The sequence below is a fragment of the Segatella oris genome (genome assembly GCF_900637655.1).
Lineage (GTDB): Bacteria > Bacteroidota > Bacteroidia > Bacteroidales > Bacteroidaceae > Prevotella > Prevotella oris.
The window spans coordinates 2,575,633-2,590,915 of the sequence record NZ_LR134384.1 but is presented as its reverse complement, the minus strand read 5'-3'; the positions used below and the strand labels follow the sequence as shown (position 1 = coordinate 2,590,915).

Sequence of the window (15,283 nt, the reverse complement as noted above, 5' to 3'; positions counted from 1 at the left end):
ATGAAAATCAGAAATAGTTATATCTTTCTTAACGGCCTGCGGTTTCATGCATTCCATGGTGTGATGCCGCAGGAGCGTTTGACTGGTAATGATTATCGGGTGGATTTGAGAATTAGTTACCCGTTGGATGAAGCCGTTATTTCCGATGATGTAGCTGATACCTTGAATTATGCGGCGGTCTATGAGCTTGTTTCGCAGGAGATGAAAGTGCCCGGTAATCTCGTTGAACGCGTGGCTTATAGGATTGCTGATCGCCTGTTTCGAAAGTTTTCTTCTATCAGGGAACTCGACATAAAAGTACTCAAATGCAATCCACCAATGGGTGCTGACGGTGAAGGTGCAGGCGTTGAACTTCATTTAATAAATGATAAAACTGAATGAGGACATAAGGTTTTATGACATTTTTTCATTAACTTTGTCACCCGATATATTGGTTTTATGCGTAGAAAGAGAGTCTTCTTCCTGATAACAATGTTGCTGTTTGCTGTTGCTGTCATGGCGGCAAACCGCAAGTTTACACTCGTTATTGATGCCGGACACGGTGGAACTGACCACGGAGCACCTGGTAGTTACTCTAAAGAAAAAGACCTTACACTGAAATATGCGCTTGCTTTTGGGCGCTATGTTGAGGATAATAGTCCCGATGTTCGTGTGGTCTATACGCGTAAGACCGATGTTTTCGTAACTTTGGCAGGGCGTGCTGATATTGCCAATAAGTGCAATGCCGACCTTTTCTTATCGTTCCATATCAATGCGGTTACAGGTTCGAAATCGGCCCACGGCTTTCAAAGTTGGACGTTAGGTCGCGGTGAACATTCAGGCGATCGAGGCATTAAAGCCAACCTCGACGTAGCAAAACGCGAGAATTCTGTCATGTTCTTAGAGAAAGACTACAAGACAGTTTATAAGGGTTTTGACACGAATTCTTCGGAAAGTGATATCATGTATGAGTTCATTGCAGATAAGAATCGTGAGAAAAGTGTTGAACTTTCACGCCTATTACAACAGTATGTATGCGCTTCAACGGGTCGTGTCAATGGAGGATCTCACCAGAATAACCTCGCAGTTCTGCGCCTAACGTCAATGCCAAGCTGTCTTTTGGAGTTGGGGTTCATATCGACTCCTGATGAAGAAGACTTCTTGAATGATGATGCTTCAGTAGCTTTGTATGTGAAAGGTGTTTATAATGCCTTCATGAAATATCGTCAACGTTATGGCAACGACATCAGTGTGCCTTATAAACCCATTAAGGAAGAGCCTACAATACCGCAGGTTGTGCCCTCTGATTACCGAAAACCAGCTGCTGATAATCCAGCTCCACGCAAGTCAAAGCGACGTGTCGAACGCAAGTCGGCTGAGGCAGATAACAACCTTGCAAAAGTGGAACCACCACATAAGGAAGGTGATGTTCAGGTACCGAATAGGGTAGAGAACGACAAACCTGTATTCAAAGTGCAGCTCCTTGTCAGTTCCAATGTGCTGAAATCTGATGACAACCGCTTCAAAGGATTGACCAATATTGAGTCGTATAAAGAGGGACTGTATAAGTACACTTATGGGGCATCGACCAATTACAACGAGATATATCGGCTGCGTAAGCAGATACTTGACAGGTTCCCTGACGCTTTTATAGTTGCTTTCAAGAATGGAAACAAGATGGATATCAACGCTGCTATTCAGGAATTCAAATTGAAAAGATAGTTTTATATAAGTCAAACAGACAGAAAGTTAAGATAAGAATATGAAGTTAACAAAGGAAATCAAAATTGCAATAGTAGCCATAGTGGGTATTCTTGTGCTCTTTTTCGGACTCAACTTCCTTAAGGGAATGACGCTGTTTTCCAATGACAACACTTATTATGTGTCGTTCAAGGATATCAGCGGATTGTCTTCTTCCAATCCGATCTATGCCGATGGATACAAGGTGGGCGTTGTGAAACGCATTCAATATGACTACGATAAGGGTGGAGATATCCTTGTTCAGATTAATGTAGACCAAGACCTTCGCATCCCGAAAGGCAGTTCTGCCGAGATAGAAAGCGACATCATGGGTAACATTAAAATGAATTTACTCTTGGCTAATAATCCTCGTGAGCGCGTCAATCCCGGCGAAACGATGATTGGTTCGACGAAAAACGGACTTATGGGAAAGGTTGCAAGCTTAGTGCCTACAGTAGAAGTGATGTTGCCGAAGATAGACAGTATCCTCACAAACCTCAATGCGTTGTTGGCTAATCCGGCACTTGCCCAGTCGCTTCAAAACATTGAAGGTATCACCGGTAACCTCAAGACGACTTCCAAACAGCTGAATGTTCTGATGGCAGATCTCAACAAGAACGTACCCGGGTTGCTGCATAAGGCCAACGGTGTGCTGACGAATGCCGATAAGTTTACAGGCAATTTGGCGCGTGTGGATGTAGCAGGAACGATGTCACAAGTAGACCAGACAATAGCAAATCTCAAGGATTTCACCCATCAACTCAATAGCAGGGAAGGCTCTTTGGGCCTGCTGATGCACGATCCGACACTGTATAACAATATGAACAAGACCATGCGCAGTGCCGACTCTTTGTTGATAAATGTGCGGCAACATCCCAAGCGTTATGTGCATTTCTCTGTCTTTGGAAGAAAAGAAAAATAAGAGATTGCAATTAAATTAAAAATGGTCTAAATTGTAAAGATAAATGTTTCACGGCTTTTGGGCATACCCGAAAGCCGTTTTTATATGCTTCATACAGACATATTCTCAAATGTTTCACCAAATCATATGACTTTATTCAGAACCTAAGATAATCCATTTGAAATCAAGACCTTATATATCTGCAAGTCTGTAAAGAGGCAAATAAATTGATAATATGCGTAAGTTCACATGTATGAGTGATTTAACTCATTTTATCAGAAAACATTCATCAGATAGATTTGTCATTTTGATTATCTTTTACTATCTTTGCAATCACGACGTAAAAAAGAGTCGAAAGACATACATTATTATACATCTTAAATGATAAATGAAAGTGAGTCCTGATAACCGTTGGGGCAAATCGCTTGCGCTCATCAGGCAGAACGTGACGCAACAGCAATTTGAAACCTGGTTCAAACCTATTGTCTTTGAGCATTACAACGAAGCAACGAAGACTATCTTAGTTCAAGTACCCAGCTTGTTTGTGTATGAGTACTTGGAAGAGAACTTCTTGAACCTACTCAAAACCGTGCTCTATCGCTCGTTTGGTGAGGGTGCACAGCTCACTTATCGCGTTGTTACAGACAAGGAACACAAGCTGACTCAAGACTTAGAAGCCGATCCAACAGATGCTGAACCACGCAAAGAGCGCAGCGGGGCCAATCAGTCGCCTTCGCCTATGGACGTAGACAAGGCTGCCGATATAGACACTCAGCTTGATCCCCACCTTAATTTCAAGAATTATGTTGAGGGAACCAGCAACAAATTAGCACGCAGTTTGGGGCTTTCTATCGCTGAACATCCGTCTCAACCGCAGTTCAACCCGATGTTCATCTATGGCCCTTCCGGTTGTGGAAAAACTCATCTTATCAATGCTATCGGCCTCCGTTGCAAGCAGCTTTATCCTGAAAAGCGCGTGCTTTACATTAGTGCACGCCTCTTCCAATCGCAGTTTGTAGACGCCAATCTCCACAGTTCTATCAACGACTTCATTCGCTTTTATCAGACGATTGACATGTTGATTGTCGATGATATCCAAGAATGGGTCAATGCAACCAAGACACAAGACACTTTCTTTCATATCTTCAACCATCTCTTCCGCAATGGAAAACGCATACTTTTAGTAAGCGATCGTCCGCCGGTCGACCTGAAAGGCATGAACGAACGACTGCTCACACGTTTCTCCTGTGGGCTTATTGCAGAGTTGGAGAAGCCGAATGTGGAATTATGTACCGACATTCTGAAGGCTAAAATCCGTCGCGATGGCCTGCATATTCCCGATGAAGTCATCCGTTTTATAGCCTCAACAGCCAATGGAAGTGTGCGTGATCTTGAAGGCGTTGTCAATTCATTGCTGGCTTACAGCGTAGTTTACAACAGCAATGTTGACATGCGTTTGGCCGAAAGAGTCATCAAGCGGGCGGTGAAAGTGGATGACAATCCGCTCACAGTTGACGAAATTCTCGACACGGTATGCAATCATTTCAGCGTTACTTTGAGTGCTGTCAACAGCAAGAGTCGCAAGCATGATCTCGTGATTGCCCGCCAAGTGACGATGTATCTCGCCCAGAAATATACCAAGATGCCTGCATCTCGCATCGGCCGTCTTGTCGGAAACCGTGATCATTCCACAGTAATTCATAGTTGTGCACAGGTAGAAAACCGCTTGAAAGTAGACAGTTCGTTCAAGGAAGAAGTGAATTCTATCGAGGTTTCGTTTAAGTTAAAGTCTTGAATTCCTGTCATTTCCTGTCGTTGTATGTCGTAGGAAAAAGGTAAGAAGAATAGTTTTCAAAGTATTTATTTATATAAAGTGAAAGCGTCTCTGATAGTCAGTATCAGGGACTTTTTTCGTTAATGAGGATTGTATGTGTTGCATTCCATGAGCTATAATCCCATGAAGCGGATGATGTGTTAATTCATTTCAAGGATATTTACAATTGCTCTCGCTATACTCGCGTATTTGAAATGAAGTCCTTCCCCACGCTGAATATGCGCTGTATTTTATGATTTTGTAATGCGTTGAATATCAGATAATTATGGTTTTCAATGCAAAAAGCAACATGAAATCATGTTGAAAAACGGTGCAATTTTCGTCAAAACATATCGTCATCTGCGTCAGATTATCTTGCCATTTGCATCATCATACGAAGTAAAGTCTATGAGTTTATGCGGTGAACTGACTGAAATGACAACAAAAGAAGATAAAAACAAGAGAGCTGATAGACAGAAATGGCCTCACATCCGTGCTGAAAGTAGATTTTCATTTCTATTTGGTGGTGTCTTGAGATGTTAAAAAACAGGTGATAATCTTTACAAAAACAGGTGTAATTTTCACTTTGCAGAAACTTTCAGTCTGACGCAGATTATTTTCCTTGTCTATTGCTTTGGCATTTTCGTTTGCCCTCAAATGTAAGGTAAACAAGATAAGGCCCGTCAGCCTGGAAACTGATTTCATCTCCTTGTGCCTCGTTAAGTGTGCCCTGCCATAGCGCATCATAGGCGAAAGAATCCCATACAAGGCCTTTGCTTTTCAGTTGCTTGCACCCGAAATTGAAGATACTTACCTGTTGCCGGGCAAACGTTTTGAAAGTGCTGTTGCCTTGGGTGGGGATGAAATATCCGTGGTCTGTAATCATGACGGGCTGCAGATGAAACTCTGAATAATAGCGCATCATGAGCGCGATGTTGGTTAATGAGTGGTCTTCGCGCTTGCCTGTGGTTCCTAAATAAGCAATCCGGCTGCCCTCTTGGATGTGCGGAAGCGTGGTTGCATAGCGTGTGGCTTTGGTCAAGTCGTTATCATCTTGCTCGGCCATGTGGAGGAAATTCAAACGTGTTTTCAGTTCTGCCAACAGACTGTCTCCGTCACCAACCACCGTCATTTGCCCGGAACGAATGCCGTGGTCAATGAGTGATAAGGCTGCGCCATCACATGCGATGAGGTGTCGGGCATGGCGAATTATGGTTTGGCCTACCTCGTTTTCGGGGTAGGAACCATTGGCCACGATGAGCATGTCGAAGTGAGTTTCACTGTTGATGAGCGGATAGTTGTTCATGTTGTTGTTGCATCATTTGTTTCCATTTGTAGTATCCGGCCACGGCAATCGCCACATATAAGCCATAAAGTCCGGCTTTGAAAGGAATTCCTTTGACGATGTAGAGATAGCAACTGATGACATCTACCACGAGCCAGAAAGCCCATTGCTCGATATATTTGCGTGCCAAAGCCCACAAACCAACGAAACTCAGCGCGTTGGTAAAGGCATCAAGCAGTGGCACTGTAGAGTTGGTGAAGCTTCGCAACACCCAGTAGGTGACGCCCCAGGCCACGAAAAAGAACACTGTTGCAGGCAGATAGAGGCGTCGGCGCATGCGGGTGATGGGCAGAGCCTGCCCTTGTTGCTGTCCGTGTTTACGACCGAAGCGCCACACGGCATAGCCATAGAGGGCGGCTCCCGTATAGTAAACGGCCATAGCTGCATCGCCATAGAGACCGTGACTGAAGTAAAGCCAGATGTCAAGCAGGGGCATCACGATGCCCACGAGCCATAGAAAGATACTCGCCCGATACTCCAATACGATGTAGGTGAGACCTAAGAGCGTAGTCAGAATATCGAGCCAGTGGAGTGATAAGTATGCTGTCATATCAGAAGGTGATGCTTAAATGCGCCAGAAAGTAAGTGGGTGCCTGTGGAGAATAGGCTGATTCTGTCTTAGTTTCCTTTCCGTTGTCATCATAACTTGCGCTGGCATAGCCGTTCGTGAAATACTTTTCGGAGAACAGGTTGTATATCGTTGCGCCTACTGTAATGGCTTTCACCGACTTCATCTTAAAGCTGTAACTCAGGTCAAGATTAGTGATGAAGTAAGCATCAAGCATGAGATTGCGGTTGTTGTCATTGGTCATATACTGCTCTCCGACGTATTGGCTTTGCACAGATGCTTCGAAACCGCGATAGTCAAAGGTGAAAATGTTGTTGAAAATGAGGTCGGGCGAGAAGCTGAGGTGGGTAGTTCCAAAGCTGAGTGACTTATTGTTATCGCTCTTTACCGTCCAGTCTTTCGCGCGGTTACGGCTCAATGTGGTGTTCATGTCCCAGCGAAACCAGCTCATGGGCTTCCAGGCAGCCTGCAATTCAACGCCTTCGCGATAGGAACTCCCTACATTTCGGTGGATCATCTCACCGATAGCGTTTCGCTCTCCGGTGAGAACAAACTGGTCTTTGTAGGCCATGTAGTAGAGATTAAGGCCTGCACTGAACTTCACTCCTTGGTACTTGTAGCCCAATTCCCAGTCGTTCATGCGCTCAGCACGTGGCTTTGGGGCGGGATTTCCCTCGAAATCGTTGCGCACTGGCTCGCGATGAGAGAGTGCCCACGAGCCATATACCGCGTGATTAGGGTTGATTTGCCAGAAAAGCCCAGCCTTGGGATTGAGGAATTTGTAGCGTTCGTCATAACGCCAATCCGCAGAATGCACGGTCGTGTATTTGTCTTCGGGATTCTCTATGCGGTATCTGATGTAGCGATATTGCAGGTCTGCATAGGCGTTGAGGCCCTTGACGAGTTCATAGTTCAGCTTTCCGTAGATGCTATTTTCGTTTTTTTCGGCCTTGTTTCGATAGTATTCGTTATCGGGATAGTTGGCAACAGTGGGATTAATCACGCTGACAATGGTTCCGAAATGGCGTCCGTTATAATGGTTTATGGCTCCACCGAGCGACGCTTCAAGTCGGTTGTGCTTGTAATTCAAGGCATATACGCCACCAAAGAAGTCATTTCGCAAGTTCTTTCGACGGATAAGATCTGATTTCAAGTTTGTGGTTGTAAGTCCATACTTGGCAAGTTTCTGCCCCACCATATACTGTTCATAGTAGCCGAAGCCTGCCGTATAGTGCAGGGCTACGTTGAAATTGAACCTATCACCAAGCAACTGGTTCCAGATAAGCTGGTAGTTTTGCTGGTGATAGTTGTCAGTCTGGTTGTCATAGTAGCGTGTATTGCCGTCTGCATCCTTGTATTCTCCGCATGGATTATAGCGTCTTCCATACTTCTCCATCTGCTCTTTTGTGGCGTAATCCCAGGCATGGTATGTCTTTTCTATACCGTTGAAAGTGAGCAGTTTCACGAGTGTGTTGTCTCCGGTATAGGCACCTTGCAGGAAATAGGAGTTCAGTTGGCTCGCAGCACGCTCTATATAACCGTTGCTGGCGATATTGGAGAGGCGGCCGTCAAAGCTCCAATGGTTTCCCAAAAGGCCCGAACCGAAGCGCAAATTCTCTTTATGCGTGGCGTAACTGCCTGCAGAAGCATTGAAATTCAAGTAAGGATAGAGCGAAGGAGCATCTGTCTGCATGTTCACAGTGGCACCAAATGCAGCGCTTCCATTGGTAGATGTGCCCACACCTCGCTGTATCTGAAGGTCTTTTACGCTTGACATGAAGTCGCTCATGTTAACGAAAAACACTTGCGAACTCTCTGCATCATTCACAGGAATGCCGTTAGCGGTGAAGTTGATACGGCTCGGGTCGGTGCCACGTACTTTCAAGGAAGTGTAGCCAATGCCGTTTCCTGCATCGCTTGTTGTGGTTACACTCGGCGTGAGAGAAAGCAGAAAAGGAATATCCTGACCATGATTAATCTTCTTGATTTGGTCTTTATTGAGCGTTGAAAAGGCCATGGGAGTATGCTTTCCTGCACGAGTTGATGTGACTTGTACATTCTGTAACTCATAGGTCTTGAGTGTGTCGATGGACTCCTTTGCTGCATAACTCTGGCTCACTGCTATCAAAGCGGCCATCAGCATTTTTGGTTTTCTGTTCATTTTGAAGCTTTATTAATGAATAATCTCGATTTCTTTCCCAACAACATCGAGGTTTCTGCATTGCTTTTATGCATCAGATGGTCTTAAAAATGAACTCGTGGAATAATCTTTTCCCTGCGTCGGCATTATCCGTTTCAGGTTCCATGGGTCTGTTCTCAGCATCCGCAAACGCGGTAGCACCCCGTGTGTTGTGTCGTCAACGCAATGTTGAAGACGCCTGCAAAGGTAGTGAATAGCATTTAATTATGCAAATCTTTTTATGGATTTTGTTGTTTTATCCGAAACAACAGCTTGCGCCTTGTCCTTAAATTTCCGCTCTGTATTGTCGTGGTGAAAGTCCTATGTGGCGTTTGAAAAACTTGCAGAAGCTGCTGAGTGAAGGGAAATTGAATTCGTTGGCGAGTTGGGTGAGTGTTTTGTTGGAATAGCGTAACTCCGCCTGGATAGCTGAAATGGTGGCTCGGTCAATCCATGTTTTGGCCGTTTCTCCCGTTTCACGTTTCACGACCATACTGAGGTGGTGGTTAGACATGCAGAGCGTAGAAGCATAAAACGAAAGCTCATGTTCGGTGTGTGCCTTTTGATTAACCAATTGAATGAAAGCCTCGGTCTGCTGTTTACCCAACGACCAATTCTTCTGTGGAGCTACAAAGTCTTGGTCATAAAGCATTTCGGCGAAGTTGAGTGCAGCGACAAACAGGGCATTGAGTGCTTTGTTTTTGTCGCCGGTAGGTAGTTTTGAGAGGCTCATGATCGTATCGAGATAGCACTTGTAAACCTTACTTTCTTCCTCACTTAGGTGGACTTTGAAACAAAGTCCCGGGTTTTTGAGCATTGTGGGAATATCCAATCCGAAGAGTTGACGCAGGTATTCCTCGGTTAGAGCAAAGCCTTCAAACCGTGTGTCGGGTGCAAAGCTGTCGTCGTCGAGCACACTTCCCCAGTTGATGAAAATCATATCTCCAGGCTCGCAAGCATAGGGACGCGAGTTTACTACAGGGCAACAAGAACCTTGTTTGACGATAGCAACACGCATACATTCCATGCGAATGGGCGCATTGGCCGCTATTATTGCTTGAAAGAAAGGACTGCAATCGGTGAAAGCCATATAGTCTGAGGTGACAACATGGTCTCCCAAAGTTTTGTATTCCGTAGATTGTAGCAATTCGGTCAGTTCTTTCAGTGATGCAATCGTGGGCATTTTGTTCTTGTTGCTTTCCATAATTGATGCTTGATATTGTAGTCGTAAAGGTACGAATAATAAGGAACATATCAGGCTTACTTTGTTATATTTTAACATTTTTCGTAAGTGGAAAAACAGTATTTTATCCCAAAAAGGTAGCTAAAATGCCCTTTTTTATCTCTATTTCAGTGATTTCATACATAAAAGGAAAATTTACATACCTTTTTGACAAGGCCTATATAAGGAAATATGTGTACTTTTGCAACAATAAAATTCAACTCATGTAGGTGCGCGACTAATTAAACGATTATACTCATATAAGTCCAAATGATAATTAAGTATCACTTAAGATGAAATTATAGTGGTAGCTATAAGAGAGAAAGACTCGTCGGGATGACGGGTCTTTTTTTGTTTGTAAATCTCTTGTAGCCATTCTTCAAGAGAGCGCATCTGTATTTATCAAGGATATATAAAGCGAGCCTTGCAACCGATGCTTGGTATCATTGCAAGGGCCACCTTATTATATATATGTGTTTTTACTCGAAATCTATCGATATTGAATTCAGGTTACTATCATTTGTCTCGGCACTATTTCAGAACGGGATAAGTTGGTCCCGCTTTGAAACGGTAGGTACAAGCATGAGTCGGTTCTTTTGCATTGAAGGCCTCGATAGCATCGTTCATAGCCTTTATGGTCGCCGGAGAGTTCAGGTCGGCACGTGTTTTCTTCCCGCAGTTTTTCCCCGTATCGGCTATTCCTACAGACTCCGGCAAATCATCTGAAGCGTCAGAAAGGGCAAAGACTCCATTGCCATACGGTTTACACACGCTTACGCCGGGCTTTCCGTTTTGTGGAAGAGTGCCCGCGCTGAAACAGCCGTAAAGTGCAGTACTCTTTTCAGATGTTGCTGTACACAATCCCGAGGCTTGCTCACCTACATAAGTTTTGCCTTCCACTACCTTTATATCTCCGACGTTATAGCAGGCCACAAAAGTGTTTCGGACATCATTCGGTTTGTTCTGATTTTCCTCGGCCTCTCCCGTTATGCCTCCGGCCCGTCCGTCTCCACGCACAGAGATAGTACCGTAGTTGACGCAGGCTATCATGAAAGAGGGCATATCGTACCCTGACAGTAAAAGATCGGCTACACATCCGGCCACGCCCCCTATAATCCTGCTGTCGTCGGAAAGGGAGACGACATTGGCATAGTTTGAGCATTGCATCATGGTTCCTCCGTAGAAATAGCCGATGAGACCTCCCATATAGACTGCTATCTTATCGGAGGATACGGTTCCTTTGACCGTACAGTTTTGCATGGTACCTCCCATGCAGTTGCCTGCTATTCCTCCAATAGTCACAGCTTCTGAACCGGTGTCGTCACAATTTCCTTTGATGTCGCACTCTACGGTGAGGTCTTTAACCGTGGAGTTCGGATATAATTGAGCAATGAAACCAAGATGCCGATAGGTGCCTTTCGTCATCTTCAATTCTTTTATTGTGTGATGGTTTCCGTTGAGCGTGCCCCAGAAACCAACGGCCTTACCGCTTGCATTGTCTTTCGTATATCCCAAGGGATACATTTCGTGCCCGCCGAAGTTCAGGTCTGCAATCAGATTGACGATCAGTCCGTTCGTAGGAATCGTATTGTTGCCTACCTGTTCACAAAGCCATACCCATTCTTCTGCATCCTTGATGTTATAGGTTCTGCCGTCGGCTTCGGGAGTTACGGCCGATGTCGTCACCCCGTCCCATTTGGATAGGTTGGCTTCTCCACCCGGAATGACTTCACGGCCAGTCCAGTCGGCCACCGTCACTTCGCCCACCTCGAGTTTCTCCTTGCCCACCGTGAGGTTGTAGGTGTAGCTCTTGCCGACATCATACGAATAGTCCTGCAGCTTGGCAGTCATCGCCTTGCCACCTACGGTAAGGGAAACCGTATGGTCCGCAGAAGCATCGCGAACAAGCACCGTGTAGGTGCTGCCCGCCTCGCCCCGGCCATCGGCATAGGGTGTGTATGTTGCAGGGGTGCCGTATGTCTGGTTATGAAACTTGACGTTCTCCACCTTGGCATTGGCAGGAAATTCGGACTTGAAGCCGGCTATCTTGACAATGAGGCGTGCCGTGAAGCGCCCCATCGTAAAGTGCAATGCGTCTTTCGTTTTTGTTTGGTTAAGATTCGTTTGCATCAGGTCTGCTTTAGCGATTTTGTCTTTACTGCTCTGGTCTGTTGGAAAAGCATATGATGCTATACCAAACCTTGCCAAGCCCCATTCGGCGGGATAAAAGGCTGCGAAAGTCTCCGTCTGGTTGTCGTCTTTCCAAAGGAGGTACTTGCCGTCTGTGGGCGTCCAGGCAGAGCCATCGAAACGATAGATGGCATGCTGGCCGCTGTAGCTTGTCACCAAGATTTCGTCTCCCTCCTTGAACTTGGCTTGATCCTCCACCGTGCCCAAAGGCATGGAACGGGTGGTGGCAAACGGGTTGTTTATACTCGCCGTAATCCGCACGGCATTTTCGGGAACTTGGTCTGCCTGCGGCTCGGTAAGTTCGTTGTTACAGGCGGTCAGTCCTCCGAAGAGGGCAGCCACTGCAAGCATTTTTACTATCTGAAGTTTCATTGTATTAAATGTTTTTATTGCATTAAAAAGTTTTTATTTTGTCTCGATGTTTTGCGTGTCGCCGTCAATCCATGGAGTAGCGGTGAAGCTGCCGATGACAACGATGTCCTTGCCCACCGTGAGGGTGAGGTTGTACTGCGTGTTGGATGTGAGGGTAACTTTATCCCCAGACTTCCATGTGTACACTTTGCCTCCTATGACAATCTTCACCGCGAAGCCGTTGGCATTGATGGTCTGTGGCAGGAGGATGCATTCGTACTTCGCCACGGCGTTCTGCTTATCGGCATTACCGGCGGTGTATGAAGTCTGAAGAGGTTTGACAGATTTCTTTTCGCTCAGCCCGCTGAATTCATCGGTAATGAGTGTCCATGCAGCCTTGGTGTTGGTGCCATTTACGTTCACCTCGGTAATGGGATTGTTGGTGGTGCCGATGCCGTTCAGATTGAAATCAGTACCGAGCTTCACGGTGAGGTTGAGCTTGGCAAGGCGGTGCTTGAGTTCTACTTTCATTTTGCCTCCTGTGGTCAGTTCGGTGGCAGGGTTGAACTCGTGGTTCTTCATCGCGAGAATGTCGCTTTTGTTCAGCTTGTCGGCCTTACTCTGGTCGGCTTCTACCGTGATGTTTACGGGTGTGGCGCCGGTGGCTTTCCAATTATCATCGGTCAGTGTGACGTCAGGGATACATACGGCGGCTACGTTCACCTTTTGCGTCTTGTTTTGCCAGAGCATCATCATTTTCTCAGAACCGTCGTTCTTGTAACTCACCCATTGGTCGCCATCTTTCTTCATCTGAGCGTTGTAGGAATAGGTGTCATTGACGGGGTTCTGTACACGAAGCTGGAACATCTTAAGATTGTTTGTTTCCATTCCCGCACGGGTTTGTGGGTCAGTTACATCGGCAGCCACGCGAATGATGCCGTCGGCGGGAAAATGATCAGTCGGAGTGACGAGGTTCTCGTCATTGTTGCACGCAGCTGTGGCAAGTGCGGCAACGGCAAGCATTGCCAGATTTTTGATTGTCTTCATTATCTTGATTATTTTTTATGATGATTATTATTGGAAAATAAAAACGGGTTTTATCAGAGATTATCCGATTTAATCCACTGCTTCTCCGCCCGTGATGTCTGCAGCAGCTCCCCAGTCGTTGATGACCACTTGGTCAAGCTCAATGCGGTTACGTCCCACGATGAGTTTCACCGTCTGCTTTTTGCCCTTGACGAGCATCAGCTGTGTGGGATGAGTGTAGACGTAGTTCTTGCCGTTGATAGTTATCGTGAACTTCTGCACTGCCTGCGGTATGATGACGGAAGCATACACCTCGTTGGCCTTCACTGTTTGCAAGTGGAACGGAGCAACAGTCCCGTTAGGAGTAATCATACCTTTGAGGTAATCAATGGTGCCTTCATTCTTGGCCTCTATGCTTGTCGAACCAACAGTGGGCGTGCCGCTGAACTCGTTGCGGTAGGTCAGTTCCAGAACAAGCTTGGACATCATGTGGTCGAAATGGAGCGATACCGGATTATCAGTGGCTTGCAGTCCCGCTTTGCTTTTACCTGTATTGACGGCTACGAGCAGGTCGCTCTCCAACTGCTTCTGCGTGTCTACCTTCACGGGGTCGGCCTTGAAGTTGGTTACGGTGCGGGCAGGATAGACGGAGAGGAAGAAGTGAGGCGTTGACATGTCCTTCCATTTCATGAGAGGAGTCGCCTGCCACTTGCCATCTTTCAGTTCGTTGATGGAGTTGTTCACTGCAAGGTTGGCGAGCGCCACCTCATCGGCAGTGCCGGTCCAGGCATAGACACTGATTTTGTCGCCTTCATCGAACTTGGAGGCGTTGCCCGTGGTGGAGACGCGGGTCAGGTTGTCAATGGAAGTACTCACGGTGATGTACTCTGGCTTGGTCTGCGACAGCACTTGTCCGTTGTCGTTATTGCAGCTTGCCAGTGCAACGGCTGCCAGTGTGACAGCGAAAAGAAACTTTTTCTTCATGTTTGTTAATTTTATAGGTTGAATAATAATTAAAGTTGTTTCATCAGTTCTCTCATTGGGTAATGGGATTAAGTATTTCCCCGCTGATTGTCCACCCCTCTTCCCAATCGCTGATCCGCGTGGCATCGATATGCATGAAAGGCTTAAGTTCGGCGTATTTCATTTTCAATGTATACTTGCCAGCCGGCTTCATGAGAGGGGCTTCTGCATCGCACTTGCGCAGGCTTTTGTCAGCAAGGTGGAACGTAAAGTGGAGATAGGCATGCGTGGCATTGCTCACCGTAGGCATCGGACGAAGGGTTTCAGTCTTGATGATATTGTTCTGTTCGACGGCGATTTTGCCTTTGGCTCGCTGCTTGTTTTCAGAGGCTCTACCCCAAGTGCCGTCGGCCTCCTTTTGTGAGGGAACAAGGGCTTCGGCGGCATTGATCACTACAGTCTCAAGTTTCGCACCCTGTGGAACGCCTTCCACTTCTATCGTAAGCTCCGAGAGAATGCGATGCAGTTTGAGATTGGCACGGATGTTCCTGTCCTTCGGCAGACTGATGTGCGCTACGGCATAGTGGGCGTGCTCGGCTAAGGCTGAAGCTTCTTGAAGTTTCAGTGACAATGTGGAAAAAGTCTCGTTGCCGTCTGCTCGGAAAGGTTTGATGAGATTGACCGCAGCCACCACGTCGTATTCCCCTACGGGAAGCGGATGGATGTCGAGAGCGGTCAGAAACTTGGAACTGTATTCGCGCTCGGATACGAGCTTGCCGTCAGCTTGGAATATCCACACCTTGACATTCTTGATTTCGCGACCGGCATCGGCGGGATCTGCCCAAGAAAGGGTAGCAGAAATGCCGTAAGCCTCATTGCTTGTGTCGTTGGAGTTGCATGATGTAAACAAGAACGCCACGAAAAATAAAAGTGATAACAAAGGTGACGTGTCAGAGAGCACTAAGCGGCACACGACGGTGTAATAAAATGATATCTGTTTCATAAT

12 protein-coding genes are annotated in these 15,283 nt (G+C 46.2%); 4 read left to right on the top strand and 8 right to left on the bottom strand.

Annotated elements, in window-relative coordinates:
• From folB to dnaA, 4 genes are all read left to right on the top strand, one after another.
• Entirely contained in the window at positions 1-381 is a 381-nt protein-coding gene (folB, locus tag EL210_RS10885) for a dihydroneopterin aldolase (protein ID WP_004377228.1), read from the top strand.
• Between the two features lie 57 nt (positions 382-438).
• Entirely contained in the window at positions 439-1,701 is a 1,263-nt protein-coding gene (locus EL210_RS10880) for an N-acetylmuramoyl-L-alanine amidase family protein (protein ID WP_026285882.1), read from the top strand.
• Positions 1,702-1,741: 40 nt separating this feature from the next.
• The gene (locus tag EL210_RS10875; RefSeq protein ID WP_004377231.1) at positions 1,742-2,641 is read left to right on the top strand and encodes an MlaD family protein; all 900 of its coding nucleotides are present in this window, start codon (positions 1,742-1,744) and stop codon (positions 2,639-2,641) included.
• A 367-nt stretch (positions 2,642-3,008) separates the two neighbouring features.
• The gene (gene dnaA / locus EL210_RS10870; protein ID WP_004371497.1) at positions 3,009-4,415 is read left to right on the top strand and encodes a chromosomal replication initiator protein DnaA; all 1,407 of its coding nucleotides are present in this window, start codon (positions 3,009-3,011) and stop codon (positions 4,413-4,415) included.
• 631 nt (positions 4,416-5,046) lie between these two features.
• Here dnaA and EL210_RS10865 read toward each other — a convergent pair.
• From EL210_RS10865 to EL210_RS10830, 8 genes are all read right to left on the bottom strand, one after another.
• Positions 5,047-5,739, bottom strand: a complete 693-nt coding sequence (locus tag EL210_RS10865; protein ID WP_018919586.1) for a thiamine diphosphokinase — start codon at positions 5,737-5,739, stop codon at positions 5,047-5,049.
• Positions 5,711-6,328, bottom strand: coding sequence for a nicotinamide riboside transporter PnuC (gene pnuC / locus EL210_RS10860; protein ID WP_025879726.1), 618 nt, complete (start codon positions 6,326-6,328; stop codon positions 5,711-5,713). Before pnuC ends, EL210_RS10865 begins: the two co-directional genes overlap by 29 nt.
• A gap of 1 nt (position 6,329) precedes the next feature.
• Entirely contained in the window at positions 6,330-8,507 is a 2,178-nt protein-coding gene (locus EL210_RS10855; protein WP_018919584.1) for a TonB-dependent receptor, read from the bottom strand.
• A gap of 304 nt (positions 8,508-8,811) precedes the next feature.
• Positions 8,812-9,729, bottom strand: a complete 918-nt coding sequence (locus tag EL210_RS10850) for a helix-turn-helix domain-containing protein (RefSeq protein WP_018919583.1) — start codon at positions 9,727-9,729, stop codon at positions 8,812-8,814.
• Between the two features lie 549 nt (positions 9,730-10,278).
• Positions 10,279-12,309, bottom strand: coding sequence for a fimbrillin family protein (locus EL210_RS10845; RefSeq protein ID WP_018919581.1), 2,031 nt, complete (start codon positions 12,307-12,309; stop codon positions 10,279-10,281).
• A 33-nt stretch (positions 12,310-12,342) separates the two neighbouring features.
• Positions 12,343-13,335, bottom strand: a complete 993-nt coding sequence (locus EL210_RS10840) for a fimbrillin family protein (RefSeq protein ID WP_018919580.1) — start codon at positions 13,333-13,335, stop codon at positions 12,343-12,345.
• Between the two features lie 69 nt (positions 13,336-13,404).
• Positions 13,405-14,298, bottom strand: a complete 894-nt coding sequence (locus EL210_RS10835) for a fimbrillin family protein (RefSeq protein ID WP_018919579.1) — start codon at positions 14,296-14,298, stop codon at positions 13,405-13,407.
• Positions 14,299-14,350: 52 nt separating this feature from the next.
• On the bottom strand, positions 14,351-15,280 hold the full coding sequence (locus EL210_RS10830) for a FimB/Mfa2 family fimbrial subunit (RefSeq protein WP_026285881.1): 930 nt from the start codon (positions 15,278-15,280) through the stop codon (positions 14,351-14,353).
• Between the last annotated feature and the right edge of the window lie 3 nt (positions 15,281-15,283).